Here is a 26,051-nt window from a genome sequence, read left to right as displayed (position 1 = left end):
AAGGTATCGCCGCGCCTCATACGTGTATGACATATGTATAGCACCTGTGAAGCAAGAAACTCTGCGTCACCCCACCTCGACGACCACCCGGCCGCGGACCTTGCCGTCGAGCAGAGCGCGGCCGGTCTCGACGACGTCCTCCAGCGGGATGGTCGTCGTCATGGCCGCCAGCTTGCCGCGGTCGAGATCGCGCGCGAGACGGGCCCAGGCTTCGAGCCGGCGCGGCTTCGGGCACATCACCGAATCGATGCCGAGCAGGGCGACGCCGCGCAGGATGAAGGGCGCGACCGAGGCCGGCAGGTCCATGCCCTGCGCCAGGCCGCAGGCGGCGACCGCGCCGCCGTACTTGGTCATCGACAGCACATTGGCGAGCGTATGCGAGCCGACGGCGTCGACGCCGGCGATCCAGCGCTCCTTGCCGAGCGGGCGGCCGGAAGCGGAGAGTTCGTTCCGGTCGATGATCTCGGCGGCACCGAGGCCCTTGAGGTAATCCGCCTCCTCCGGCCGACCGGTCGAGGCGATCACATGCCAGCCGGCCTTGGCGAGCAGCGCGGTCGCGACCGAGCCGACGCCGCCGGCCGCGCCGGTGACGACGACGGGACCATCGGCGGGCTTCACGCCGTGGCGTTCCAGCGCAAGCAGGCTGAGCATGGCGGTGTAGCCGGCGGTGCCGATCGCCATCGCCTCGGCGGGGGTCATGCCGTCGGGCAGCGGCACCAGCCAGTCGCCCTTGACCCGGCTCTTCTGAGCATAGGCACCCAGATGCGTCTCGCCCGTGCCCCAGCCATTGAGGATGACGAGGTCGCCGGACTTGAAGTCGGGATGGCCGGAGGTCTCGACCCTCCCGGCGAAATCGATGCCGGGGATCATCGGCCAGCGGCGCACCACGGGGGCGCGGCCGGTGATGGCGAGGCCGTCCTTGTAGTTCAGCGTCGAATGGGTGACGCGGACGGTGACGTCGCCTTCCATCAGGTCCGCTTCGGCGAACTCGCCGAAGGCGATGCTGGTGCCGGCTTCGCCCTTATTGGCGATCAGGGCCTTGAAGGTCGACATGAACTCACTCCCGGGAAGGCAGCCCCTCAGCCCTCATCCTGAGGAGCGATCGTAGATCGCGTCTCGAAGGATGGTCCAGCTGGTTCCGGAACCTCCTGGAGCATCCTTCGAGACGCCGCTGCGCGGCTCCTCAGGATGAGGGCTGAGGATGGTTTCCGGCGAGCGGGCTCAGTTGAGCCCGCCCAGCCGCCGCCCGCAAGCGCGGCAACCGTGCAATCTTTGGTCAGGCCGGCTGCGGCACGGCGCGCGCCACCGGTTTCTCGACGATCGGCAGGTTGATCACGGCCGAGGCGAGACCGAGCGCGACCGAGAGCCACCAGACGATGGTGTAGGAGCCGAACTGCTCGTAGAGGATGCCGCCGAGCAACACGCCAAGGAAGCCGCCGACCTGATGCGAGAAGAAGGCAAAGCCGTAGAGCATCGCCATGTATTTGGTGCCGAACATCAGCATGACCAGCGCCGAGGTCGGCGGCACGGTCGAGAGCCAGAACACGCCGATGACGATGCCGAAAGCGATCGCGGTCATCGGGCTCGGCGGCAAGAGGATGAAGGCGGCGATCGCGACGGCGCGGCCGAGATAGATCCAGGCGAGCAGATGGCGCTTGGGCATGCGCGCCGTCAGCCAGCCGGATCCGAGCGAGCCGACCGCATTGGCGAGGCCGATCGCGGCCAGCGTCCAGCCGCCGACCCAGGCCGGCAGGCCGGTGTCCTTGAGATAGGCCGGCATGTGCACGGTGATGAAGGCGAGCTGGAAGCCGCAGGTGAAGAACCCCAGCACGAGCAGGACGTAAGAGCGGTGTTTGAAGGCCTCGGCCAGCGCCTGCGAAATGCTCTGGTTGGGGGCGGCGACGGCGCCGGGCGCTGCAGCAGGCTGCTTCGATCCCCGCATCGCCAGCATCACCGAGAGCGGCAGCACGGGCAGCAGGGTGAAGGCGAAGACGATCAGCGCCTGCTGCCAGCCCAGCGTCTCGATCAGGATGTTGCCGATCGGCGGAAAGAGGAACTGGCCGAAGGAACCGGCGGCGGTGCCGGCGCCGAAGGCGAGCGGCCGCCATTGCTCGGGCAGGAGCTTGCCGAAGGCGGCGAGGATCAGGTTGAACGAACAGGCTGAGAGACCGAAGCCGATCAGCACGCCGGCGCCGAGGTGCAGCTGCAGCGGCGTCGAGGCATAGGACATCGTCACCAGACCGGCGGCATAGAGCAACGCGCCGGCGCAGAGCACCCGCACCATGCCGAAGCGATCGGCGATCGCGCCGGCGAAGGGCGCGCCGAGGCCCCAGAGCAGGTTCTGGATCGCCAGCGCGAGGCTGAACGTGTCGCGCCCCCAGCCGTACTGGGAGATCATCGGGAGCTGGAACAGGCCGGCGCTGGCGCGCGGGCCGAAGCTGATCAGCGCGATCAGACAGCCGGCGGCGACAATGATCTCCGGCGCGTAGCCGCGCTTGGCGGTTGCGGTCATGACGGGCTCCGGAGCGAGAATCGTGTGTCTGCACGATAGGGTGTGCAGCCTGAGCATACCAACGCGATTCCGTTACGTTGCGCATCACAGGATTGCATGGAGATACGCCTCCGCTGCTGCCACGGGCTGGCCGCGTCCATGCGCCATAGGAGACCGAAACCGCCGATTGCAAGGAACCAGGCCATGACCGCAGCGAGCAACGACCGCCGTATCGACTATGTCGAATTCGTCGTCGCCGACATCCCGCGCGCCCGCGCCTTCTACGAGAAGGCCTTCGGCTGGACGATGACCGACTACGGCCCGGAATACTGCGCCTTCGCCGACGGCCGGCTGGAGGGCGGCTTCACCACCATCGGCACAGTGAAGCCCGGTGGCCCGCTTGTGATCCTCTACGCCGACGACCTCTCCATCGTGCAGAAGGGCATCGAGGCTGCGGGCGGCCGGATCGTCAAGCCGGCCTTCGATTTCCCCGGCGGCCGGCGCTTCCACTTCGCCGACCCGGATGGCTACGAGCTCGCGGTCTGGAGCAAGACCTGAACCACAGAATTCGCCGGCAAACAGCCGGTTTTCGTGCTAGGATCGCCTCCGCAATCGTGGAGGCGTCTTATGCGTGCCGTCATAGAGTTGCTGTCCGCCTACTCTTCCTGGCTGTCCCGGATGCTTCTGGTGACGCCGGAGTTCATCACCAAAGACCGCAGAGGCAACCTGCCGCCGCCATCCGGCGGCATCGGCGCCTATTGACGGTCGCTGCCCGCTTTTGACGGCGGGCAGCAAGAGCAGCTGGGCTATTTGCCCCAGCGCAAGGCGAGCGGATCGAGTTCGCGCGCGAGCTCGAGCAGACCTTCGCGCGTCTGCGGATGCAGCGGCGTCAGCGGGTGGCGCACGGCGTCCGACTTGATCACGCCGCCTTCCTTCATCACCGCCTTGGCCGAGCGCAGACCGCATTGGCGGTTCTCGTAGTTGATGATCGGCAGAACGCGGGCATAGAGCGCCGCCGCCTGCTTGCGATCGCCTGCCGCATGAGCCGCGAGGATCGGCTTGATCAGGTCGGGGATCATCGCCGAGGTCATCGTGCCGGTGGCGCCGGCATCCAGATCGGCCATCAGCGTGATCGCCTCCTCGCCGTCGAACGGGCCGACGATGGCGTCGCCGCCCGCCTCGATCAGCGAGCGCAGCTTGCCCGCCGTGCCCGGCACCTCGATCTTGAAGTAGCGGACGAGCGGCACCTCCTTGTTGAGCCTGATCATGAAAGGCACGGTCATGGTCACGCCCGAGAGCGGCGCGTCCTGCAGGATGATCGGGATGCCACAGGCGTCGGCCACGATCTTGAAGTGCTCGATCATGCCCTGCTCGTCGGCCTTGAGCAGCGCGCCGTGATAGGGCGGCATCATCATCAGCATCTTGGCGCCGGCGTCAGCCGCCGCCTTGGCGCGCTGCGCCGCGATGCGGGTCGAGAAATGCGAGGTGGTGACGCAGACCGGTACCCGGCCCGCGACCTGCTCGATCGAGAGCCGCATGACCTCGTCGCGCTCGGCGTCGGTCAGGAGGAACTGCTCGGAGAAATTGGCGAGGATGCAGATGCCGTCGACGCCCTGGTCGACCATCAGGTCCATGACCCGGCGATTGCCGTCATGGTCGAGATCGCCGTTCTCGTGGAAGATCGTCGGCGCGATCGGGATGATGCCCTTGTAGGGTTCGCTCATGGCTTGGCCTCGGCTGTTCGTGGCTGGAAGAGGGTGGGAGCTACTGCGCCTGCGGATGGCCGGCCTCGGCGAGTTCGTGTCGGTAGATCGCCAGATCCTCGGGCGAGAAGCAGCAGAAGATGACCTCGTCGAAGCCGGGCTTGGCCTTCTGTATCGCGGCCACCGTCGCCACGGCGATCTTCGCGGCGGCTGCGATCGGAAAGCTGTAGACGCCGGTGCTGATGCTCGGAAACGCGATGCTGCGCGCGCCTGCTGCAGCCGCGACCGCCAGAGAGCGGCGATAGCAGGAGGCGAGCAGTTCCGCCTCGCTCTGGCCGCCGCCCTGCCAGACTGGCCCAACCGTGTGGATGACGAAGCGCGCCGGCAGGCGATAGCCCTTCGTCAGCTTGGCATCGCCGGTCTGGCAGCCGCCCAGCCTGCGGCATTCCTGCAGGAGTTCCGGCCCCGCCGCACGATGGATCGCGCCGTCGACGCCACCACCGCCCAGCAACGCGTTGTTCGCAGCGTTGACGATCGCGTCGAGGGGAAGCGTCGTGATGTCGGCCTGGATGGCGCGCAGCCTTGCATCCGTCATCGGCGATCCGCCCTTGGCTCGGTTCTGGACGGGTCACCATAGCGTCGGCATCCGGGCTCCGGCAGTGCGTCTGGTTCAGGCCTTGGCCGCCCGCGCGGTCACGAGCTTGCGGATACCGCGCCTTGTCGAGCCGATGAGCGGGAAGAGCAGGAGCGCGAGGCCGATCGCCATCAGGCTCGCCACCAGGGCGTTCGACCAGAAGATCGAGAGCGAGCCCTGGCTGAAGATCATCGACTGGCGGAAGGCGTCCTCGGCCTTGTCGCCGATGACCATGGCCAGCACCAGGGGCGCGATCGGATAGTCGAGCTTCTTGAAGAGATAGCCGACGATGCCGAAGGCGAGCGCCAGCCAGATGTCGAACTCCTTGTTGCCGACGGTATAGGCGCCGATGAAGCAGACCACGACGATCACCGGGCCGATGATCGAGAACGGGATGCGCAGGATCGAGGCGAAGAGCGGGACGGTTGCTAGTACGACAATGACCGCGACGACGTTGCCGAGATACATCGAGGCGATCAGGCCCCAGACGAAGTCGGGCCGCTCGACGAAGAGCATCGGGCCGGGGTTGAGGCCCCAGATCATCAGCCCGCCCATCATCACCGCCGCGGTCGCGGAACCGGGAATGCCGAGCGCCAGCATCGGCAGCATGGCAGCGGAACCGGCGGCATGGTCGGCCGTCTCGGGCGAGATCACGCCCTCGGGCTCGCCCTTGCCGAACTTCTCCGGATTGCGCGAGGAGCGCTTGGCCATGGCGTAGCTCATGAAGGAGGCCGCGGTCGGGCCACCCGGGGTGATGCCCATCCAGATGCCGATGATGCTGGAGCGCAGCAGCGCCAGCCAGTAGCGCGGCAGCTTCAGAGCAGTGGCGAGCACGTCGCGGGGGCTGACCTTGGCCTTGACTCCATCGAAGCGCAGCCCCTCCTCCATGGTCTGCAGGAGCTCGCCGAGGCCGAACAGGCCAATCACCGCGATCAGGAAGCTGACGCCGGCGAGCAGCACGTCGAACTCATAGGTCAGGCGGACATTGCCGGAGACCGAGTCCATGCCGATCGAGGCGAAGGCGAAGCCCATCGCCATCGAGACGATCGTCTTCAGCGGCGAGGCGCCGCCGAGGCCGACGAAGCTGGCGAAGGTCATGAAATAAACGGCGAAATACTCCGGCGAGGAGAATTTCAGCGCAAAGCGCGCGACCCAGCCCGAGAGCAGCGTGATCAGGATGACGCCGGCCATGGCGCCGATGCCGGCCGAGAGGAAGGCGAAGGAGAGCGCTTCGGTCGCCCTGCCCTGCTTGGCCATCGGGTGGCCATCGAAGGTGGTGGCTACCGAAGAGGGTTCGCCGGGAATATTGAACAGGATCGAGGTGGTCGAGCCTCCAAAGAGCGCCCCCCAATAGAGCGAGGTCAACAGGATGATCGCCGAGACCGGATCCATGGTGAAGGTCAGCGGCAGCATCAGCGAGACGCCGTTCGGCGCGCCCAGGCCCGGCAGCACGCCGACGAGGATGCCGAGCAGCACGCCGGCCATCATCAGCATGATATGATGGGTCGTCAGCGCGACCTGGAAGCCGTGGAGGAGCGAGGCGAAGTTTTCCATGGAAACCGTCCGGCTCGCTGGTTCAGAGGCCGAGCATCGCTTCGACCGGCCCTTTGAGCAGGCCGACCTGGGCGAATTTCTCGAGGCCGAGATAGAAGAAGGCGGCGGTGCCGAAGGCCGTCGCGAGCGAAGGCAGCCAGCCATAGCGGCCCTGGAAGCGCATCGCGAAAACGAGATAGAGCAGCATCGCGACATACATGCCCAGCGTGACGCTCAGCACGACGAAGGCGAGCATCGGCAGGAAGAAGGAGAGCACGCGCTTGCCCTGCTCCTTGTCGAGGAAGGTCCCGGCGAGCGCAGCCGAGCCGCCCATGCGCCGGCCGATCGTCGTCACGATCGTGCCCGCGCTGGCGAGCGCGATCAGCAGGCCGCAATAGAACGGGAAGGCGCCGGGCTGCGGGCCGGATGAATCCCAGCCGAGACCGAATTCGCGGGCGCCGTTGACGATGATGAGGCCGAAGGCGAGCGTCGCCAGCGCTGTCGCGATCTCGGCCTGGAAACGGCTGATCATCGGCGCTCCTCCTCGATTTACAGGTGTTTCCAGATCCAGAACGGTCGTCCCGGGCGGAGCGAAGCGTAGACCCGGGACCCATTCCGGAACGGTTCAGGAATGGATCCCGGATCGGCGCCGCTTCGCGGCTTGTCCGGGATGACCGGAGATTGGCGAGATCAGTTGACGACCCAGCCCTCGCTCTTGAAGACCTTGGCGTTGGCGGCCTCGTCCTTGGCGACGAAGTCGGTGAGTTCCTTACCCTTCATGAAGCGGGCGGTCTGCGCGGTACGGGCGATGAACTCGGCCCATTCCGGGGTCTTGCTGACCTTCTCCATCACGTCGGCATAGAAGGCGACGGCGTCGGCCGGGACCTCGGCCGGCAGCCAGACGGTGCGCGGCATCTGGAAGGATTCGAGCGGCAAGCCGGCCTCCTTGCAGGTCGGGATGTCGCCCCAGCCCTTGCCGTCATGGACCGGGTCGCTCTTGGCGAGGCGAACCGGCGAGAAGACGCAGAGCGGCTTCACCTGGCCGGCCTTCCACTGGCCGATGTTCTCGTTGGGGTTGTTGGTGTTGGAATCGACATGGCCGCCGGCGAGCTGCGTCGCAGCCGCGCCGCCACCCTGGAAGGGTACGTAGATCCACTTGGCGCCGGTCGCCTCCTGGATCATCGCGGTCAGCGTCTGGTCGGTGTCCTTGGACTGGCTGCCGGCCATCTTCAGGCTGCCGGGCTTGGCCTTGGCCGCCTCGACATAGGCCTTGGCGTCGGCATAGGGCGCATCGCCCTTGACCCAGATCAGGAACTCGTCGAGCGCCAGTGCCGAGACCGGCGTCAGGTCGGAGAGCTTGTAGCCGAGCTTGGCGACATAGGGCAGCAGATAGGCGTTGTTGGTGCCGAAGACGACCTTGTGGGCGTCGCCCTTGCCGCCCTTGCCGTAGATATAGCCCTCGGCGCCGCTGCCGCCGCCCTTGTTGAGCACGACGATCGGCTGCTCGACCAGCTTGTGCTTGGTGATGATCGACTGGACGATGCGGGCGAAATTGTCGGTGCCGCCGCCGGGGCCCGAGGTCACCACGAACTCGATCGGCTTGGTCGGCTGCCAGGCTGCCGCCGGGGCCACCGCCGCGATGACGGAAGCGAGGGCGACGCCGGCCGCGATACAGAAACGTTTCATGCTGTCTCTCCCTGAATAGTCGTTGAAACGGAGCGGCTCTTTACGGCCGCTGGGCGATGGATCAGGCGGCCTTGCGCGCCGCCTTGCCCTCGCTCGCCATCTTGATCGCGAGCGACAATGCCGCGCGGGTGGCGCCGAGATTGGCGATACCCTTGCCGGCGATCTCATAGGCCGTGCCATGGGCCGGCGTGCAGATCGGGAACGGGAAGCCGCCGATCAGGGTGACACCGCGGTCGAAGCCCATCAGCTTCATCGCGATCTGGCCCTGGTCGTGATACATGGTCAACACGGCATCGAAATCGCCGTTCCTGGCGCGCAGGAAGACGGTGTCGGACGGGAACGGCCCCTCGACCACATAGCCCTTGGCCTTGGCCGTCTTCACCGCCGGCTCGATCGTCTCGATCTCGTCGCGGCCGAAATTGCCGCCGTCGCCGGCATGCGGGTTGATGCCGGCCACCGCGATGCGCGGCGGATTGAAGCCGGCGGCGCGCAGGTTCTTCTCGGCGAGGTCGAGCGCCCGCAGGATGCGTTCCTGGGTGATGTTCTGGGCGACCTCGGACAGCGGGATATGCGAGGTGACGCGGGCGTTCCAGAGCTTGTCCAGCACGTTGAACTCGCTGGCCGGCCCCTCGAACTCGATCGCGTCGCGCACGAAGCGGATCTCGTCGTCATAGCCGGGATAGGCGAAGCGCATCGCCGCCTTGTTGAAGGGGGTGAAGAACACCGCATCGGCCTTGCCGGACGCGGCGAGACGCAGCGCGCGGCGGAAATTGTCGGTCGCGGCCTTGCCGCCGGCGAGCGTCGCCTTGCCGCGCTGGAGATCGGCCGGATCATGGTTCTTGAGATCGACGAAGACCGGCTTGCCGGCGTCGGCCGGCAGGGCATCGCCCTCGCCGATGACGCGAAGATCAGGCGTGAGGCCGGCATCGGCGGCGCCGAGCTGGAACAGGCGATAGTCGCCGAAAACGATATAGCGGGCGGCCTTGCTCAGATCGGGCTCAGCCAGGATGCGGGCGGTGAGTTCGGGGCTGATGCCGGAGGGATCGCCCATCGCGACCGCGATCACCGGCAAGGAAGCCTGCGCCTTGATATCCATCTCGTCCTCCCGAGGCCGGCCACCGCCGGCTGCTTGGCCTCCGGCCTATCACGGGGGCCGCCGCGAGCGCAAGTATGCTGTATGCAGCATAACATTCCTGCACTACTCTACCGCGAGTCCGGCAGCCACCTCGCCTGTCCACAGGCCAGACCGCACCCGGTCGGGCGGCTGCCCTCGCAGCCGAACCGTCTCGTTGACAGCGCGGAAGCGCCATGCCGTACAGAAAGACAAAGGAGAGCCGCGATGACGAACGAGGCCGGCATGTCGAGCGAGGCGCAGGATACCTATCCGCGCATCACCCGCCGCACCTTGCACGAAGAGGTGCTCGAACGGCTGCGCGACATGATCATCGAGGGCAGGCTCGGCCCCGGGCAACGCATCAACGAAGGCGCCGTCGGGGCCCAGCTCGGCGTCTCGCGCACGCCCCTCCGGGAAGCCATCAAGACCTTGGCGAGCGAGGGGCTGGTCGAGATCCAGCCGGCCAAGGGCGCGATCGTCCGCAAATTCTCGGCGCACGACCTGCTGCAGATCCTCGAAGTGCTGAAGACACTGGAACAGCTCGGCGGCCGGATGACCTGCGCACAAGCAAGCGACGAGACCATCGCCGCGATCAAGGCGCTGCATGACGAGATGATGGAGCTTTATCGGACCCGCAACCGGCTCGACTATTTCAAGCTCAACCAGGCGATCCACAGCGCCATCGTCGCCGCCTCCGGCAACGACGTGCTGGTCGAGATGCACGGCACCCTGCAGGCCAGGATCAAGCGCCTGCGCTTCATCGGCAATGAGGGCCCGGAGAAATGGGCCGGCGCCGTGGCCGAGCACGAGGAGATGATCGTGGCGCTGCTGAAGCGCGACGGCGAAGCGCTCGCCGCCGTGATCGGCAAGCACATGGATTCGACGCTGGTGCGCGTACGCGACGTGCTGTGACGAGCGGGGCCGGCGCGACCCCGCTCAATGCCCGCTGAAGACCAGCGTCTTGATCGGCAGGACCAGCGCCTGGATGCGCAGCAGCATGGCGTGCACCACGCCGGTCGCGTCGACCGCGTGCAAGGCGATGCGCCGGAGCGTTCCGGTATCCTTGGCGGCGATGATGTCGTGGTTGTTGCTGTAAGCATTGGCGATGCAGCTCGACCCCGGTGTCACCCCGTCGAGCCCGCCCGGATAGAGCGGCTCCATATAGGTCAGGATCGTTCCCGGCCGCACGACCTGCTGGGCGTCGATCAACTGCTCGCCGCTACGGACCTGGCCGGCTGCGATGAAATCCTGCACGCCGGTCACTACCATCGGGATCACCGTCCAGGGCTTGGAGATGCAGGTGACCTCGGCGACCATGCCGACCTTCATCACCTGCGCCTCGATCTGGCCGAAACCGGCCTGCAGCCGCCCGCGGCCGGCCTCCTCCGGGATGATCGCGCCAGCCGGGCGCATGAACGGGTTGACGATATCACCGGGCCGCAGCGTGAACTGCTCGACATGCCCGTTGAAGCCGGCCCGCACCACTGTCTTGGCGAGTTCGACCTCGGCCTGCGCCAAAGCGGCCTCGGCGCTGGCACGCTCGGCCGGCAGCAAGGTCGAGATCTTGGTCTGGGCGGCCGCTTGCGATGCCGTCGTCGAGGCAACCGCGGCCTCGCGCCCGGCCGTGATGTTCTCGAGCCGCTCGATCTCGCGGGTCGCGACGATGTCGTCGTTGCGCCGCTTCAGTTCGCGCTTGGTCTGCAGTTCGTCGAGCGCCTGCTGCAGCGCGCTCTTCGCCTCCTGGATCTTGCCGTCGAAGGTGAGGATGTCGGCTTTCGCGACCACGAGCGCGGCATCGACCTCGGCGAGCTTGCGCCGCGCCGTCTCGACCGCCGCCCGCTGGCTGGTGCTGTCGAGCGTGAAGATCGGCGCGCCCTGCGCGACCTTGCCGCTGACGCCGACATGGACCTGCGCAACCCGGCCATTGATCTCCGGAATGATCGGGACGCTGCGGAAAAACACGGTCGCTGATGTCGTCGAGGGGTGATTGTAGAAGATCACCGTGATCAGCCCGACCGTCAGCATCACGCAGGTGACGATGCCCCAGCGCAATTCGAACCAGACGGAAAAGAGCGTGATCTCCTTGCCCAGCCGCCTGCCCTGGCCGTAGCGGCGATAGAGGTAGTCCGGGGCGATGGTGAAGAGGGCGCAGACGAGGAGCTCGAGCATCGCCGTCTCCTCAATGCTGGCCGGCCGGCGCGGCCGCTACGACCGGCGGAGGCGCTGGTCTGTCGTCCGGAGGGACGATCCCATGCTCCACATCGGACGCTGCCTCCCCGCCACGGCCGGGCGCGATGCCGGCGATCTTCTCAAGCGCGCCGGCCATCCGGCTGAACATGCCTGAGAAATCGGGGACGTCGATCAGGGCAAGCAGCAGGCCGATGACCCAGAACAGATGCACATGCGTGAACAAGGCGAGCAGCCCGAGCACGGCGACGATCTCGAACTGCAGCTTATGGGACTTGTGCGCGATGCGTTCAGGCAAGGTGTGCAGGCGCAGGAAGAGCAGGCCGACGCCGAGCACCGCTCCAATCAACAGGATCGCGGCGGCGACCGACAGATAATCCGTGCCGCCCGGATCGGTGATGAACGCCGGCAGGTGAGGCGGTGCCGCCGGATGAACCTGGTCGGCCATATCATCCCCCCGGACTGATTGACGACGTAGGGTCAGGTGACGATCAAACCGCGCCAGAGTCAATCAGCCCGGGCAGACTACGCATAGCGTCTTGACAGGCCGACGGCCCTCACCTCCGCTTGCGGGAAGAATCCGGCGAGGAACGGTCAGCCATGCTCACCCTGCGCCAGATCGAGGTGATCCGGGCGATCATGATCACCGGCACGATCGCCGGTGCGGCGAAGCTGCTCAACGTCTCCGCCCCCGGCATCAGCCGGCTGATGAAGCACACCGAGCGCTCGCTCCGGCTCAAGCTGTTCGAGCGCCGGCAGGGCCGCTATGTGCCGACGCCGGAGGCCAAGGACATCTTCGAGCAGATCAACGGCGTCTACCGCAAGGTCGACGACCTGCACTCGATGCTGGCGCGGATCGAGCGCGGCGGCGATGTCGAGTTCAAGCTCGGCTCGGTGCCGAGCATCTGCCATGTCATGGTGCCGCGCACCATCGAGCGCCTCAGGCGCAAGCATCCCGACCTGCGCATCGACATCAACATCCTGAAGATCGAGGAAGCGCTCGACTATCTCCTGCTCGGCAAGGGCGAGATCGTGGCGATGAGCTACAAGCTGGATCATCCCGGCCTCGACTTCATGCCTCTCGCCATGGGCGAGCTGCTCTGCATCGTGCCGCAGAACCATCCGCTCGCCGGCTACAGCAGCATCTCGGCCCGCGAGATCGTCCAGCACCAGCTGATCGGCATCGACCCGAACGACCCCTATGGCCGGATCATGAGCGAAATCTTCCAGCGCCAGGGCCTCCATTACGAGATGGCGATCAAGGCGCGGTTCGGCACCACCGTCTGCTCGCTGGTGCGGGCCGGGCTCGGCATCGCCATCATCGACCAGTTCACCGTCGCGCACGGCTCGATGCAGGGCATCGCCACGATCCCGATCGAGGAACCGACCCGCTTCCAGACCTATGTCGCGATGAAGAACGACAAGGCGCTCTCGCTCTATGCCGAGACTTTCGTGACATTGCTGCGCGAGGAGATGAACGCGGTCGTTTCGCCGCGGCTCGCCGCCGAAAGATAACATCAGGTTAGGCAGCAGCGACGAATTGGTTATCGCGTTACGGCTGCAAATCGGTTTAGCTGCAGGCTCATGCGCAAGCCCGCCGAGACGGGCCGTGACGGGGATGGAATACCGACCATGGTCATCGCTAGGAAGAGCAAGCGGGTGCTGCTCGGGCTGATCGGCTTCCCGATCGCGCATTCGGCGACGCCGACGACGCAGGAAGCCGCAGCGCGGGCGGCCGGGATCGAGGCGCATTACCATCTGATCGAGGCCGCGGGCGCCGGACGCGAGGACCTCGCCGCCATGCTCGACGGCATCCGCCAGCTCGGCTTCTCCGGCATCAACGTCACCTATCCCTACAAGGAAGCCGTGGTGCCGCTGCTCGACGGATTGTCCGAGCAGGCCGCCGCCATGGGCGCGGTCAACACGATCGTCGTCGACGATGGCCGCCTGATCGGCCACAACACCGATGCCTCGGGCTTCGCCACCGCCTATCGCCGGCTCGGCCGGCAGGATGGCGACAAGCCGGTCGCGATCATCGGCACCGGCGGCGTCGGCAAGGCGATCGCCTTCGCGCTCGCCGACTGCGGCGTCACTCGCCTGCGGCTCTGCGACGTCGATCGCAGCCGAGCCGAAGCGCTGGCCGGGCTTCTCGGCACGCGGGCGAGCGTCGAGATCGCCGCCAGCGCCGAAGAGGCGGCCGAGGGCGCCGCCGGCATCGTCAACGGCACCCCGATCGGCATGCTGCCGGACCGTGGCATCCCGATCGAACCGGGAGCGATCCTGCCTTCGCAATGGGTGGCGGACGCAGTCTATCACCCGCTCTGGACACCGCTGCTGAAAGCGGCGCAAAAAGCCGGCGCAACAGTGATGACCGGGCGCGAGCTCTCGATTCACCAGGCGGTCGATGCTTTCCGGCTCTTCACCGGCCTGGAAGCGTCGGAAGCGGTGATCGGCGCCGCCTTCGACTCCGTGACCGCGGCGGGCGAGACGACCGAGCACGCCGCATGAGCAAGACGACCCGGACAACACCGGGCGGGGATCAAGAAGCCTAAGACAAGTGGAGGAAACGAACATGAAGAAGCACTGGATCATCGCTGCCGCGCTCGGCATGGCCGTCAGCCTGCCGGCACTGGCGCAGGACAAGGTCAAGCTGGTCGACGTCGTCGAGCTCTCGGGCGCGGGCGCGACCGCCGGCACCAACTGGAAGAACGGCATCGACCTCGCCGTCGCCGACATCAACGCCAAGGGCGGCATCCTCGGCAAGCAGATCGAGATCGTCCACTACGACACCCAGACCAATCCGGGCAACACCCGCGCCGCCGTGCAGCGCGCCATCGACGAGGGCACCTATGCCGTGCTCGGCCCAGTCTTCTCCGGCCCGATCGGCGCCTCCATGCAGATCGCCCAGCGCGCCGAGATCGCCCAGCTCGTCGGCGGCGAAGCGGCCGGCCTGACCAAGCAGGGCAACCAATACCTGTTCCGCACTTCGCTCAGCCAGACCGCGGCGATGCCGAAGATCGCCAAATACCTGAAGGACACGGTCAAGGCCGGCTCCGTCGCCGTCGTCTGGGTCAACAACGACTTCGGCAAGGGCGGCCGCGACGCGATCATCCCCGAGCTCGAGAAGGCCGGCATCAAGCTCGCCGTCGACGTCGCCACCGAGCAGGGCCAGGCCGACTTCGCCGCCGATGCGATCAAGGTCAAGAACTCCAATGCCGACGCGATCTTCGTCTATCTGAACGAGGAAGAGAGCGCCCGCTTCCTGCGCGCTGCCAAGCAGCAGGGCATCACCAAGCCGATGGTCGGCGAGACCACGCTGCTCGGCGCCAAGGTGATCGAGCTCGCGGGCGATGCCGCCAACGGCGTCAAGGGCCATGTCGGCCTCTCGATCGATGCGCCGATCCCGGCCTTCCAGGAGTTCGGCAAGAAGTTCCAGGCCAAGTACAACTATGCCTCGGACCATAACGGCATGAAGGGCTACATGGCCGTCTACATGGTCAAATGGGCAACCGAGAAGCAGAAGAAGTTCGACAAGAAGGGCGTCGCCGACACGCTGCGCGGCGCGACCATCAAGACCTCGGACGAGCCGGGCATCCTGATCGAGACCATGATCGAGAAGAACGGCGACCTCGACCGCGAGAGCTTCCTCGCCGAGGTCAAGGACGGCAAGCAGGTGATCACGGCGACGCTGCCGAAGATCAACCCGTAACAGGCACGTCATTCTCGGGCAGCGCAGCGCGCCGACCCGAGAATCTCATCGTCCAGAGATGGTCGGGCCAAGCCCGACCATGACGCTCAACGAACCGAGCGAGCAAAGCCATGGCCGAATTCCTTGCCTATCTCATCGCCGGCATCGCCACGGGCGCGATCTATGCCCTCGCCGCGATCGGCTTCACGCTGGTCTGGCAGACTTCGCAGACGATCAACTTCGCCCAGGGCGAGTTCGTCATGCTGCCGGCGGTGCTGGTGCTGCTCGCGATCAAGCTGTTCGGCGCCCCGATCTGGCTGGGAGCGTTGATCGGCATCGCCGCCTTCATCCTGATCTTCGGCGTCGGCTTCAAGCTGACCATCGTCGATCCGATGATCCGGCACGGCGTGCTGCCGCTCGCCATCGCCACCATGGCGCTGTCGATCATCATGAAGGAAGGCGCCAAGGACGGCTTTTCGGCCGAGGCGCAGAAATTCCCCTCTTTCGTGCCGACCGAGACGATCTCGGTGTTCGGCGCGGCGATCTCGCTGCAGCATGTCGCGATCATCGCGGTCGCCTTTGGCGTGATCGGCCTGCTGCAATGGTTCGTCGGCGGCACCCGGCTCGGCCGCCAGATGCAGGCGACCGCGCAGAACCCGACGGTGGCGCGCATCCTCGGCATCCCCGTCGAGCGCATGGTGCTGCTGACCTTCGTGATCAACGCAGGCCTCGCCGTCGTCGCCTCGGTGCTGATCTCGCCGATCTATCTGGCGAAGTTCTCCAATGGCGAGGTGATCGGCCTGTTCGCCTTCATCGCGGCGATCGTCGGCGGCTTCAACCAGGTCCGCGGCGCCCTCGTCGGCGGGCTGATCGTCGGCATCGTCGACAGCATGGCCGCGGCGTATATCTCGACCTCCTACCGGCTCGCCGTGCCGCTGGTGCTGCTCGTCGTCGTCATCCTCGTCAAGCCGGAAGGCCTGATGGGCCGCAAAGAGGAGCGCCGGGTATGACTGCGCCCGCAACTCACAGTGCCGCCCCGGCGACGCGCCGCCTGCCCCTCCCCGGCTTCGTCGACGGCACGCTGCTGACGCTCGTTGCCGCGGCGGTGATCCTCTGGTTCGCTCCATCAGGCATGGGCCGCTACGGCACCTATGTGCTCTCGCTCTGGCTGGTGATGAGCGTCGCCGTGATGGGGCTCAACCTGACGCTCGGCTATGCCGGCCTGAAGTCGCTGGCGCAGGCCGCCTTCATGGGCATCGGCGCCTATGCGACGGCGCTGCTCACCAGCAAGGTCGGGCTCAACTGGTACGCCTCCTTCGCGGTCTCCGGCCTGCTGACCTTCGCGGTCGGGCTCGTGCTCGGCTTCCCGGCGCTGCGTGTGAAAGCGCATTACCTCGCCTTCGTGACGCTCGCCTTCTCGACGCTGATCTGGCTCGTCCTGCGCAATGAGCAATGGCTGACCGGCGGCGTCTTCGGCCTCTCCAACATCCCGCGGCCGAGCTTCTTCGGGCTCAAGCTCGATGGGGCACTCGCCTTCCACCGCTTCGTCGTCGTGGTGACCTTCCTGCTCGCGGTCGTGCTCTGGTGGATGATCCGCTCGCCCTGGGGCCGCGCCTTCACGGCGCTGCGTGAGAACCCGATCCGTGCCGCGAGCCTTGGCATCGACACCCGCATGTACACGTTGCTCGCCTTCGCGATCGGCTCCGCCTATGCGGGCTTCGCCGGCGCGCTCTATGCGCCGCTGGTCGAGTTCATCGACCCCTCGCCCTTCTCGCTGTCGCAGAGCTTCTTCCTGCTGCTGATGGTGGTCGCAGGCGGCGCCGGCTACCTGCTCGGGCCGTTCATCGGAGCGCTGCTCGGCGTCGTGCTGCCGGAATGGCTGCGCTTTGCCGGCTCGCTCTACCTGATCATTTTCGCGGCGATCGTCATGCTGCTGCTGATCGCCTGCCCGCAGGGCATGAGCGGCCTGCTCGAACGCGGCTGGGCCAAGCTCACGGGCAAGAAGGAGGGCGCGCGGTGAACCAGGTCCTCGAAGTCTCGAACCTCCACAAGGCCTTCGGCGGCATCAAGGCGGTGAACGGCGTCTCCTTCAAGGTCAATGAAGGCGAGATCCTCGGCATCATCGGCCCCAATGGCTGCGGCAAGTCGACCCTGTTCAACTGCATCCTCGGCCAGCTCGAGCCGACCGAGGGCGCGGTGAAGCTCGACGGACGCGACGTCACCAACATGCGCCCCTCCGAACTCAACCGGCTCGGCGTCAGCCGCACCTTCCAGCTGCTGCAGGTCTTCCCCGAACTCTCGGTGCGCGAGAACCTGATCCTTGCCGGCCAGGAGCATGAAGGCACCATGCTCTCGCGCTTCTTCGGCGCGCGCGATGCCGGGCTGACGGCGAAGGCCGAACAGATGATCGGCTTCTTCAAGCTCGGCCATCTCGCCGATGCCAAGGCGGGCGGGCTCTCCTATGGCCAGCAGAAGCTGCTCGACGCCGCCATGGCCTTCATGGCCGGCCCGCGCCTCGTCCTGCTCGACGAGCCGGCCGGCGGCGTCAACCTGACCATGCTCGGCGACCTCAAGGACCGCCTGCGCGCCATCAATGCCGAGCAGGGCGCGACCTTCGTGGTGATCGAGCACAACATGGATTTCGTGATGTCGCTGTGCTCGCGCGTCATCGTGCTGGCCGAGGGCAAAGTGTTGGCCGAGGGCACACCGGCCGAGGTCCGCGCCAATCCGGCGGTCATCGAAGCGTATCTCGGGCATTGAGGAGCGATGCCATGACCACCCCCATCCTCGAACTCGACGGCGTGGTCGGCGGCTACGGCGCCATGACCATCCTCAACGGCACGAGCTTCAAGGTGCCGCGCGCCGCGATCACCACGGTGATCGGCCCGAACGGCGCCGGCAAGTCGACCGTGTTCAAGGCGATCTTCGGCCTGCTCAAGGTGCGCGAGGGCCATATCCGGCTGGAAGGCCAGGAGATCACCAACTGGAACCAGCGCAAGCTGCTGGAGGCCGGCATCTGCTATGTGCCGCAGGGCCGCAACATCTTCCCCGAGCTCTCGGTGCGCCACAATATCGAGCTCGGTGCAGTCGCGGCCGGCAGCCAGATCACCGACATGCCCAAGCGGATCGAAGCGGCCCTCGACCGCTTCCCGTCGCTACGAGCGAAAGCCGACGTGCAAGCCTCGACCCTCTCCGGCGGCCAACAGAAGCAGCTCGAGATCGTGCGCGGCCTGCTGCTCGATCCCAAGCTGGTGCTGATCGACGAGCCCTCGATCGGGCTCTCGCCGATGCTGGTGCAGGAGACCTTCGACATCCTGAAGGAGCTGCGCGCCAAGGGCGTCACCATCCTGATGATCGAGCAGAACGCCCGCTCGGCGCTGGAAATCTCCGACGAAGGCCTAGTGCTGGAGCTCGGTCAGACTCGCATGCAGGGCCCGGCAGCAGACATTCTCGCCGACCCCCGCGTCGCCCAACTCTTCCTCGGCGGAGCGATGACGGAAGCGGCCTGAGGGCACCGCGTCACCAGCTCTGACCTGGCTTTTCCGAACAGCGGGCGAGACGGCCGTCACGCCCGCTGCTGATCGACTAGCTGGTGACCACGACCTTGCCGACCGCGCGGCCGCTTTCGAGCAGCTCATGCGCCTGCGCGATCTCGTCGAGCGGGAAGCGCGCAGCGATCTCGTGGCTGAGCCAGCCGCCTCGCAGCCCCTCCCCGATCGCAACCGCGGCCTCATCATGCGCGGCCGCATCCATGACATAGACCAGCACGAAGCGGATCGCGGCATCGAGCTGGAGCAGCGGCCAATAGGGCAGAACGGGCTCGGCAACCGCATCGGATGAATAGGTCGCGATCACGCCGCGTGGCGCCAGCACCTGCATGGTCAGGTCGAGATTAGCGCCGAAGGCGACCTCGACGACGCGGTCGACGCCACGCTCCTTACCGGTGAACTCGCGAATGCGCGCCGCGAGATCGTCATTGTGGCGATTGAGCACGAGATCGGCGCCCGCCGCCTTCGCCGAGCGGGCCTGCTCCTCGCGGCTGACGGTCGCGATCACCCGTGCGCCGCTTTGCTTGGCGAACTGGATGGCGTAGCGGCCGACCGCGCCGGCGCCGCCGGTGACGAGCACGACCTTGCCGGCGACCGGACCATCGGCGAGGACGCAGCGATGCGCCGTCATCGCCGGCACGCCGAGAGCAGCACCCTCATCGAAAGAGACACCGGCCGGAAGCGGCTGAACCTGACGCGCCGGCAGCGCGACATACTCGGCCGCGCCGCCGAAGGACCGGCCGAGCGAGGCTTCATAGAACCAGACCCGCTCGCCGATGCGGCTCTCCAGCTCGGGCGAGCCGGCGGCGACGACCTCACCGGCACCGTCCTGGTGCGGGATGATGAGCGGGAACGGCATCTGGTCGCGGCCGAGCCAGCCGGCGCGTCCCTTCCAGTCGGATGGGTTGATGCCGCTGGCGCGGACCCTGATCAACAGCTCACCCGGCCCCGGCTTGGGGTTTGGCTGCTCGCCGACTTCAAGGACCTCGTTCGCCGGTCCCTTGCGCTGATACCATGCTGCCTTCACTGCCGTGCTTCCTTGCGTGGTTGCGGAAGCAGGCAAGTGTCGTCATAGCTCATCTGGCACAAGTACGTACAAAGAGAACATGTACTATCATGGATGTAAGTGTCGTTGAGCCCATTCACGCCACAGGAACACGACCGCGCCGCGAGCCGGCGGCCCGCACGGGCTGCGGTGTCGAGGCGACCTTGTCGGTGATCGGCGGTGTCTGGAAGCCGGTGCTGCTGTTCCAGCTCCTGCGCGGCAAATTGCGCTTCAATGCGCTGTGCCGGCTGACGCCACGGGCGACACCGCGGATGATCACCCTGCAATTGCGCGAGCTGGAAGCGGACGGCGTGGTGCGCCGGATCGTCTATCCGGAAGTGCCGCCCAAGGTGGAATACGAATTGACCGAGTTCGGGCAATCGCTGGAGCCGGTGCTGCTCGCCATGCGCGCCTGGGGCCAGAGCTTCCAGGCGCGCATGGACGCTGCAGAGACTGAGCCTGGGGGAGGGTCAGCTCAGCCGCGCAGCATCTGCATCGCAGCGGGATAGTAGCGGAAGCCGTCGCCGGCCTTGGCGAGGTTGCCGAAGCCCGGCCAGGCGAAGTGATAGGACATCACCGGCGTCTTCTGCTCGGCCAGCATGGTGAGCAGCTTCACCCGCGACTGCACCGACATCTTCGGGTCCCAGTCATAGGCGAACTCGACGCGCGGGTTCTCGGTCAGCAGCACCGGGTGGTGGGTGAGATCGCCGAGGAAGGTGAACGACTTGCCGCCCGAGGAGACGTTGAAGATGGTGTGGCCGGGGCTATGGCCCGGCGCCGAGATCGCGGTAATCCCCGGCAGGAACTCCTGGCCGTCCTTGAAGAAGACGATGCGATCGCGCACCGGCCTCAAATTGGCGCGAGCGTGGTCGCCGAAGGCCTTGAACGGCGAGCCGAGCCGGGCATCGTCCAGCCAGTAATCATGGTCGACCTGGCTGATATAGATCTGCGCATTGGGGAAATGGGGCTTGCCCTCGGCCGAGCAGATGCCGCCGGTATGGTCGATATGGGCATGGCTGCAGACGATCGCGTCGATCGAGGCCGGGTCGATGCCAGCTTCCTGCATGCTCTTGAGCAATCGTCCGGTCGTCGGGCCGAAGGCCTTGGAGAAGCCCATGCCGGTATCGAACATCACCAGCCGATCGCCGAAATTGACGATCGGGATGTTCTGCTCGAGCACCACATTGTCCTTGGCCAGGAAATTCGTCTCGAGCAGGCCGTAGACCTGCTCCTTCGGCAAACCGAGGAAGCTGGAGCCGGGATCGCCGAGCGGCAGCGGCCCATCGGACACCACTGTGACCTCGGCCTGGCCAAGCGCGAAGCGATAGTAATAGGGCACCTGGCTGTTCGCGAGCGGGGCCTTGGCAAAGGCACCGCCAGGCAGAGCCGCTCCGGCGGCGAGCGCGGCCGCACCGGACAGGAAACCGCGGCGGCTGGTGGACGGGATGAGCAGGTTCGACATGGCGTTCCTCCGGGTGGAAAGGGAGCGGCGTCGGGCGCCGTCTTCTTCGCCGGGCGGCCTTGCGTTGCGTCAGGCCTTGCCGGAAGGAAAGGATGCACGCCTGCGGAGTGGACGGCCAATAAGGCTTCGCTCTAGTCTGCATAAGCGAAAGCTCGCGCTCGCGAGCCAATGAAGGGGAACGGTACGACGATGGATCTGCGCCAGTTGCGCTATTTCACGGCCATCGTCGAACAGGGCTCATTCTCCAAGGCGGCGCTCAAGCTCCGGGTGGCGCAGCCAGCGCTGAGCCAGCATCTGCGCCATATGGAGGACGAGCTCGGCGTCGCCCTGCTGCATCGCGGCACGCGCGGCGTGCAACCGACCGAGGCGGGCGAGCGCCTGCTCGCCAAGGCCCGCATCATCCTCGCCGAGTTCGCCGAACTGCGCGACAGCGTCCGCGGCGAGCAGGCGGCCCCGGCCGGCGAGGTCCGTATCGGCCTGCCCGGTACGGTCAGCGAGCAGTTCAGCGTGCCCTTGATCGAGGCGACGCAGGAGCGCTTTCCGGATGTGCGCATCCGCATCGCCGAGGCGATGAGCGGCTTCGTGCTCGACTGGCTGCGCAAGGGCGAGGTCGACCTTGCGGTGATCTACTCGACCTCGGACCTGAAGGGGCTCGGCATCCACCATATCCTGACCGAGGAGCTCTGCCTGTTCGGCGTGCCGGCACTGACGGCGCTGAAGACCGCGCCAGGACAGGCGGTGACGTTGACCGAGGCGGCCGGGCTCGACCTGATCCTGCCCGGGCCGGGCCATGGCCTGCGCGATCAGATCGACGAGGCTGCGGCGGGCATCAATGCCACCGTCCATGCCGCGGTCGAGATCGAATCCTATGCGCAGATCAAGCGCCTGGCCGAGCGCGGCCTCGGCTATGGCATCCTGCCGCGCATGGCGGTCAGGGCGCAGGAGAAGGCCGGCACCTTCCACACCTGGCCGCTGGAAGAACCCTCGCTCTATCGCAAGGTCTACCTCGCTTATTCGACCGAGCGGCCGATGACGGCCGCTGCCCGCGCCATCGGCCAGCTCTCCTGGGAGATCCTGCGCGGCCTCGTCGCCGACGAGCGCTGGACCGCGACGCTCGGCGACGAGACCGATCCGCCCGCCTTATACGGCTGATCGGGATTTCGTCTTTGACAGGCGGCGCAGCGGGCCGAACACTGCCCGCAGATCAGCTCACGAGGATACGCCTTGAAGACCCGCGCCGCCGTGCTGCACGCCAGCCCCGTCACCGCGCCTTATGCGCAGTCAAAGCCGCTCCGGATCGAGGAGGTCGAGCTCGCGCCGCCGGCAATGGGCGAGGTGCTCGTCAGGGTCCGGGCTGCGGGCCTGTGCCATTCCGACCTCTCGGTGATCGACGGCAACCGGCCGCGTCCGGTGCCGATGGTGCTCGGCCATGAGGCGGCCGGCGAGGTCGAGGAGGTCGGCCCCGGCGTCACCGATCTCAAGAGGGGTGACCGCGTCATCATGGTCTTCGTGCCCTCCTGCGGCCATTGCGCGCCATGCAGCGAAGGGAGGCCTGCTTTGTGCGAGCCTGGCAACGCTGCGAACGGCGTGGGCGAACTGATGGCTGGCGGGCGCCGGCTCTCGCAGAACGGCAAGCCGGTGCACCACCATGTCGGCGTCTCCGCCTTCGCCGAGCACACGGTGATGTCGCGCTATTCCCTTGTGAAGATCGAGGCCGACATCCCGCATGAGATCGCGGCACTGTTCGGCTGCGCCGTGCTGACCGGTGTCGGTGCCGCCGTGAACACCGCCAAGGTCCGCGCCGGCGAAACGGCAGCCGTCGTCGGACTCGGCGGCGTCGGCCTCTCGGCCCTGCTCGGTGCCGTCGCCTGCGGCGCCTCGCGCGTCATCGCCGTCGACCTCTCCGACGAGAAGCTCAGGATCGCCCGCGAGCTCGGCGCGACCGACACCTTCAATGCCGGCGCGCCCGATGTGGTCGAGGCGATCCGCGCCGCCACGAAGGGTGGCGTCGACCACGGGCTCGAAATGGCCGGCTCGGTGAAGGCGCTGGAGCTCGCCTACCAGATCACGCGGCGCGGCGGCACGACGACGACGGCAGGCCTCGCCAATCCCGCCCACACGATGTCATTGGCGCCGGTCAGGCTCGTCGGCGAGGAGCGGACGCTGAAGGGCTCCTATGTCGGCTCCTGCATCCCGGTGCGCGACATTCCCCGCTTCATCGACCTGTACCAACGCGGCCGGCTGCCGGTCGACAAGCTCTGGACGAGCTCGAGCCCGCTCGAAGGCATCAATGAAGGCTTCGACGCCCTGAACGAAGGCCGGACGATCCGGCACGTCATCCAGATGTGAGGGCTGGCCGCCTCAACTGGAGCCAAGCGCAGCCTCCAACGAGCGTTCGCGCGGCATCTCGACCGGCCGTGGCGGTGAAGCAGTGATGCTGTGGGCCTGCTCGAGGGCTTCGTCGAGCGAGAGAACTGACCGCCGGCGCGTCGCGGGGGCTTGCGGGAAGTCCGTGCGGTAGTGCGCTCCGACGCTGTCTTCGCGTCGCAGCGCCGCGATCGCCATCATCAGGCCGACGAGCGCCGGGTCGGCCGCAGCCGTCGGGCCGGCTGCGAGCGGCAACAGATGGCGAACCCCGATTTCGAGCCCGACCCGATCGCGCAGAACGCCGAGCGCATCGCCCAGAATGGCGCGTACCGGCATGGCATCCGCTAGTGGCATCGGAGCCATCGCCAGCTCGTTCGCGCGGCGTTCTGGCCTTGCCGGCACGCCGCTGAGACTTTGTGCAACCCAAGCGGCGCAAACGACGGCTTCAGTCAGAGAGTTGCTGGCGAGCCGGTTGGCGCCGTGCAGCCCGGTGCAGGCGGCCTCGCCGCAGACCCAGAGTCCGGCGACAGAGGAACGCCCCTCGCCGTCCACGGCGATGCCGCCCATGTGATAATGCGCAGCCGGCCGGACCGGGATCGGTTGCGTCGCCGGGTCGGTTCCCGCGGCCCGGCAGGCGGCGGCGATCGTCGGGAAACGCCTCGGGAAGTTTGCTCCGAGTGCCGAGCGACCATCGAGAAAGACGCGATGGCCGGCCTGCAGATGCGCCCAGACCCGGCGCGCGACGACGTCACGCGGGGCGAGCTCAGCGCCGGGGGCGTCCGCCATGAAGCGCGCGCCGCTTTCGTCGATCAGCGTCGCGCCCTCGCCGCGCACCGCCTCGCTGATCAGCGGCATCGGCCGCACCGGGCCGTCGAGGACTGTCGGGTGAAACTGGACGAACTCCATGTCGGCCAGCATCGCCCCTGCCCGCGCCGCCAGCGCCAGCCCCTGCCCGCAGGATGTCAGCGGGTTTGAACTGTGCGGAAAGAGACCGCCCACTCCGCCGGTAGCGATGACCACGCGGCTCGTCTCGAATACGACCGCGCGGCCAGTGCCATCGCGAGCCAGCACGCCGGCTACCTCGCCATCGGCGAGCAGCAGGGCCTGCGCCGTGACGCCTTCGAGGATCGTGATCGACGGCGTCCGCCGCGCCGCCTCGACCAGCGCCCGGATCAGCTCGCGACCGGTGCCGTCGCCGGCGGCGTGAACGATACGACGGCGCTGATGCGCAGCTTCCAGCCCAAGCCGCAATGTCCCGTCCGGCGCCCGGTCGAACACGGCGCCGTGGCGCATCAGCGCCTCGATCGCAGCCGGAGCGGCCCTCGTCACCCGCTCGGCAATGTCGGGGGCGCAGAGCCCATCGCCGGTGGCGAGCGTGTCGGCGAGATGCAGATTCGGACTGTCGTCAGTGCCGAGGCTCGCCGCCAGGCCGCCCTGCGCCCAGCCGCTCGACGACTGCGTGCCAAGGCTGGCCGCGGAGAGCAGCAGGACCGGCTCGGGCGCCAGATGCAGCGCGGTCATCAGCCCGGCCAAGCCGGCGCCGATGATCACCGGCCTGCCATTCAGGCGCTGGATCTCAGGCATCATACCGCCAGCATGCGCTCGACAGCCCGTCGCGCGCCTTCCGCCGTCGCCGGATCGAGCGTCACCGCATGGCGCATCTCCTCCAGCGCCCGGCGGATGTTCGGGAGCGTGATCCGCTTCATGTGCGGGCAGAGATTGCAGGGGCGGATGAAGTCGACATCGGGATGCAGGACGGCGACATTGTCGCTCATCGAGCATTCCGTCATCAGCACGACGCGCGCCGGCTTATTGGCCGCGACATAGTCCGCCATCGCCGCGGTCGAGCCGGCGAAATCGGAAACGGCGACGACATCCGGCGGGCATTCCGGATGCGCTAGGACGACGACTCCCGGATGAGCCTCCCGCAATTCTGCGATGTCGCCCGCCGTGAAGCGCTCGTGCACCTCGCAATGGCCCTTCCAGGCGATGATCTCGACCCTGGTCTCGGCCGCGACATTGCGGGCGAGATATTCGTCCGGCAACATGATGACGCGATCGCAGCCGAGGGATTCGACCACTGCCTTGGCGTTGCCCGAGGTGCAGCAGATGTCGGACTCCGCCTTCACCGCGGCCGAGGTGTTGACATAGGTGACGATCGGCACGCCCGGATAGCGCGCCCGCATCAATCGGACATCCGCCGCCGTGATCGAATCCGCCAGCGAGCAGCCGGCCTCAAGATCCGGGATCAGCACGGTCTTGTCCGGATTGAGCAGCTTGGCGGTCTCGGCCATGAAGTGGACGCCGGCCAGCACGATCACATCGGCATCGACCGTCATCGCCTTGCGCGCCAAAGCAAGGCTGTCGCCGACGATATCCGCGACGCAATGGAAGATCTCCGGCGTCTGGTAGTTATGCGCCAGGATGACGGCGTTGCGCTTACGCTTGAGCTCGAGAATCGCCTCGACATCCCCGGCGAAGACCGGCCATTCGGCGGCGGGGATCACCCGGCGCACGCGTTCGTAGAGGTCCTCGGTTCGTGCCCGAGCGGTGGAAAATGTGACCATTCTTCTTATACTCCATGTGAGCATAA

General features: G+C 66.9%; 27 protein-coding genes. 13 read left to right on the top strand and 14 right to left on the bottom strand.

Annotated elements, in window-relative coordinates:
- Positions 1-66: 66 nt before the first annotated feature.
- Positions 67-1,053, bottom strand: a complete 987-nt coding sequence (gene acuI, locus AC1DS0_RS10580; protein WP_476814301.1) for an acrylyl-CoA reductase (NADPH) — start codon at positions 1,051-1,053, stop codon at positions 67-69.
- A gap of 223 nt (positions 1,054-1,276) precedes the next feature.
- The gene (locus AC1DS0_RS10575; RefSeq protein WP_476814300.1) at positions 1,277-2,512 is read right to left on the bottom strand and encodes an MFS transporter; all 1,236 of its coding nucleotides are present in this window, start codon (positions 2,510-2,512) and stop codon (positions 1,277-1,279) included.
- A gap of 183 nt (positions 2,513-2,695) precedes the next feature.
- Here AC1DS0_RS10575 and AC1DS0_RS10570 point away from each other — a divergent pair, with 183 nt between their 5' ends.
- Together AC1DS0_RS10570 and AC1DS0_RS10565 are read left to right on the top strand one after the other, a co-directional pair.
- Positions 2,696-3,049: a VOC family protein gene (locus AC1DS0_RS10570; RefSeq protein ID WP_476814299.1), complete on the top strand. Its 354-nt coding sequence runs from the start codon at positions 2,696-2,698 to the stop codon at positions 3,047-3,049.
- A gap of 69 nt (positions 3,050-3,118) precedes the next feature.
- Positions 3,119-3,253 carry a hypothetical protein gene (locus tag AC1DS0_RS10565; RefSeq protein WP_257791809.1) on the top strand — a complete coding sequence of 45 codons (135 nt, stop codon included), beginning with the start codon at positions 3,119-3,121 and terminating at the stop codon, positions 3,251-3,253.
- Between the two features lie 44 nt (positions 3,254-3,297).
- On the opposite strand, the gene AC1DS0_RS10560 is transcribed toward AC1DS0_RS10565, so the two are convergent.
- The 6 genes from AC1DS0_RS10560 to AC1DS0_RS10535 form a co-directional block, all read right to left on the bottom strand.
- Positions 3,298-4,215, bottom strand: a complete 918-nt coding sequence (locus AC1DS0_RS10560) for a dihydrodipicolinate synthase family protein (protein WP_476814298.1) — start codon at positions 4,213-4,215, stop codon at positions 3,298-3,300.
- 40 nt (positions 4,216-4,255) lie between these two features.
- Positions 4,256-4,789: an O-acetyl-ADP-ribose deacetylase gene (locus AC1DS0_RS10555; protein WP_476814297.1), complete on the bottom strand. Its 534-nt coding sequence runs from the start codon at positions 4,787-4,789 to the stop codon at positions 4,256-4,258.
- Between the two features lie 75 nt (positions 4,790-4,864).
- On the bottom strand, positions 4,865-6,382 hold the full coding sequence (locus tag AC1DS0_RS10550) for a tripartite tricarboxylate transporter permease (RefSeq protein ID WP_476814296.1): 1,518 nt from the start codon (positions 6,380-6,382) through the stop codon (positions 4,865-4,867).
- Between the two features lie 22 nt (positions 6,383-6,404).
- Positions 6,405-6,893, bottom strand: a complete 489-nt coding sequence (locus AC1DS0_RS10545; protein WP_476814295.1) for a tripartite tricarboxylate transporter TctB family protein — start codon at positions 6,891-6,893, stop codon at positions 6,405-6,407.
- Positions 6,894-7,051: 158 nt separating this feature from the next.
- Entirely contained in the window at positions 7,052-8,047 is a 996-nt protein-coding gene (locus AC1DS0_RS10540; RefSeq protein WP_476814294.1) for a Bug family tripartite tricarboxylate transporter substrate binding protein, read from the bottom strand.
- A gap of 61 nt (positions 8,048-8,108) precedes the next feature.
- Positions 8,109-9,143, bottom strand: coding sequence for a 4-hydroxythreonine-4-phosphate dehydrogenase PdxA (locus tag AC1DS0_RS10535; protein WP_476814293.1), 1,035 nt, complete (start codon positions 9,141-9,143; stop codon positions 8,109-8,111).
- Between the two features lie 243 nt (positions 9,144-9,386).
- On the opposite strand from AC1DS0_RS10535, the gene AC1DS0_RS10530 reads away from it, so the two are divergent.
- Positions 9,387-10,073: a GntR family transcriptional regulator gene (locus tag AC1DS0_RS10530; RefSeq protein WP_476814292.1), complete on the top strand. Its 687-nt coding sequence runs from the start codon at positions 9,387-9,389 to the stop codon at positions 10,071-10,073.
- A 24-nt stretch (positions 10,074-10,097) separates the two neighbouring features.
- On the opposite strand, the gene AC1DS0_RS10525 is transcribed toward AC1DS0_RS10530, so the two are convergent.
- Together AC1DS0_RS10525 and AC1DS0_RS10520 are read right to left on the bottom strand one after the other, a co-directional pair.
- Positions 10,098-11,330 carry an HlyD family secretion protein gene (locus AC1DS0_RS10525; RefSeq protein ID WP_476814291.1) on the bottom strand — a complete coding sequence of 411 codons (1,233 nt, stop codon included), beginning with the start codon at positions 11,328-11,330 and terminating at the stop codon, positions 10,098-10,100.
- Between the two features lie 10 nt (positions 11,331-11,340).
- Positions 11,341-11,796, bottom strand: coding sequence for a hypothetical protein (locus AC1DS0_RS10520; RefSeq protein WP_476814290.1), 456 nt, complete (start codon positions 11,794-11,796; stop codon positions 11,341-11,343).
- A 152-nt stretch (positions 11,797-11,948) separates the two neighbouring features.
- Between AC1DS0_RS10520 and AC1DS0_RS10515 the strand changes: the two genes are divergently transcribed.
- From AC1DS0_RS10515 to AC1DS0_RS10485, 7 genes are all read left to right on the top strand, one after another.
- Positions 11,949-12,863, top strand: a complete 915-nt coding sequence (locus AC1DS0_RS10515) for a LysR family transcriptional regulator (RefSeq protein WP_476814289.1) — start codon at positions 11,949-11,951, stop codon at positions 12,861-12,863.
- A gap of 117 nt (positions 12,864-12,980) precedes the next feature.
- Positions 12,981-13,856 (top strand): shikimate dehydrogenase, encoded by an 876-nt coding sequence (locus tag AC1DS0_RS10510; RefSeq protein WP_476814288.1) that lies wholly within the window; start codon positions 12,981-12,983, stop codon positions 13,854-13,856.
- Positions 13,857-13,920: 64 nt separating this feature from the next.
- Complete coding sequence (locus AC1DS0_RS10505) at positions 13,921-15,057, top strand: ABC transporter substrate-binding protein (RefSeq protein WP_476814287.1); 1,137 nt, start codon at positions 13,921-13,923, stop codon at positions 15,055-15,057.
- Positions 15,058-15,167: 110 nt separating this feature from the next.
- The gene (locus AC1DS0_RS10500; RefSeq protein ID WP_476814286.1) at positions 15,168-16,046 is read left to right on the top strand and encodes a branched-chain amino acid ABC transporter permease; all 879 of its coding nucleotides are present in this window, start codon (positions 15,168-15,170) and stop codon (positions 16,044-16,046) included.
- Entirely contained in the window at positions 16,043-17,056 is a 1,014-nt protein-coding gene (locus AC1DS0_RS10495; RefSeq protein WP_476814285.1) for a branched-chain amino acid ABC transporter permease, read from the top strand. Before AC1DS0_RS10500 ends, AC1DS0_RS10495 begins: the two co-directional genes overlap by 4 nt.
- Complete coding sequence (locus AC1DS0_RS10490; RefSeq protein ID WP_476814284.1) at positions 17,053-17,796, top strand: ABC transporter ATP-binding protein; 744 nt, start codon at positions 17,053-17,055, stop codon at positions 17,794-17,796. Before AC1DS0_RS10495 ends, AC1DS0_RS10490 begins: the two co-directional genes overlap by 4 nt.
- An 11-nt stretch (positions 17,797-17,807) precedes the next feature.
- Positions 17,808-18,545 (top strand): ABC transporter ATP-binding protein, encoded by a 738-nt coding sequence (locus AC1DS0_RS10485; RefSeq protein ID WP_476814283.1) that lies wholly within the window; start codon positions 17,808-17,810, stop codon positions 18,543-18,545.
- A 76-nt stretch (positions 18,546-18,621) separates the two neighbouring features.
- On the opposite strand, the gene AC1DS0_RS10480 is transcribed toward AC1DS0_RS10485, so the two are convergent.
- Positions 18,622-19,611: an NADPH:quinone reductase gene (locus AC1DS0_RS10480; RefSeq protein ID WP_476814282.1), complete on the bottom strand. Its 990-nt coding sequence runs from the start codon at positions 19,609-19,611 to the stop codon at positions 18,622-18,624.
- Positions 19,612-19,700: 89 nt separating this feature from the next.
- Between AC1DS0_RS10480 and AC1DS0_RS10475 the strand changes: the two genes are divergently transcribed.
- The gene (locus AC1DS0_RS10475) at positions 19,701-20,138 is read left to right on the top strand and encodes a winged helix-turn-helix transcriptional regulator (protein WP_476814281.1); all 438 of its coding nucleotides are present in this window, start codon (positions 19,701-19,703) and stop codon (positions 20,136-20,138) included.
- Here the strand turns inward: AC1DS0_RS10475 and AC1DS0_RS10470 are convergent.
- Positions 20,105-21,091, bottom strand: a complete 987-nt coding sequence (locus AC1DS0_RS10470) for an MBL fold metallo-hydrolase (RefSeq protein ID WP_476814280.1) — start codon at positions 21,089-21,091, stop codon at positions 20,105-20,107. The genes AC1DS0_RS10475 and AC1DS0_RS10470 overlap by 34 nt on opposite strands.
- A gap of 189 nt (positions 21,092-21,280) precedes the next feature.
- Between AC1DS0_RS10470 and AC1DS0_RS10465 the strand changes: the two genes are divergently transcribed.
- Both AC1DS0_RS10465 and AC1DS0_RS10460 read left to right on the top strand, forming a co-directional pair.
- Positions 21,281-22,243 carry a LysR family transcriptional regulator gene (locus tag AC1DS0_RS10465; RefSeq protein WP_476814279.1) on the top strand — a complete coding sequence of 321 codons (963 nt, stop codon included), beginning with the start codon at positions 21,281-21,283 and terminating at the stop codon, positions 22,241-22,243.
- Positions 22,244-22,315: 72 nt separating this feature from the next.
- A complete protein-coding gene (locus AC1DS0_RS10460; RefSeq protein WP_476814278.1) occupies positions 22,316-23,440 on the top strand; it encodes a zinc-dependent alcohol dehydrogenase family protein in 1,125 nt (374 codons plus the stop codon).
- A gap of 12 nt (positions 23,441-23,452) precedes the next feature.
- Here AC1DS0_RS10460 and AC1DS0_RS10455 read toward each other — a convergent pair whose 3' ends face one another.
- Both AC1DS0_RS10455 and nadA read right to left on the bottom strand, forming a co-directional pair.
- On the bottom strand, positions 23,453-25,045 hold the full coding sequence (locus tag AC1DS0_RS10455) for an L-aspartate oxidase (protein WP_476814277.1): 1,593 nt from the start codon (positions 25,043-25,045) through the stop codon (positions 23,453-23,455).
- Positions 25,042-26,025, bottom strand: coding sequence for a quinolinate synthase NadA (gene nadA / locus AC1DS0_RS10450; RefSeq protein ID WP_476814276.1), 984 nt, complete (start codon positions 26,023-26,025; stop codon positions 25,042-25,044). Before nadA ends, AC1DS0_RS10455 begins: the two co-directional genes overlap by 4 nt.
- Positions 26,026-26,051 lie beyond the last annotated feature (26 nt).

The organism is Allobosea sp. P4_H5, from assembly GCF_056400825.1.
Note: the sequence above shows the minus strand (reverse complement) of the source record. Positions and strands in the feature narration are given on the sequence as shown.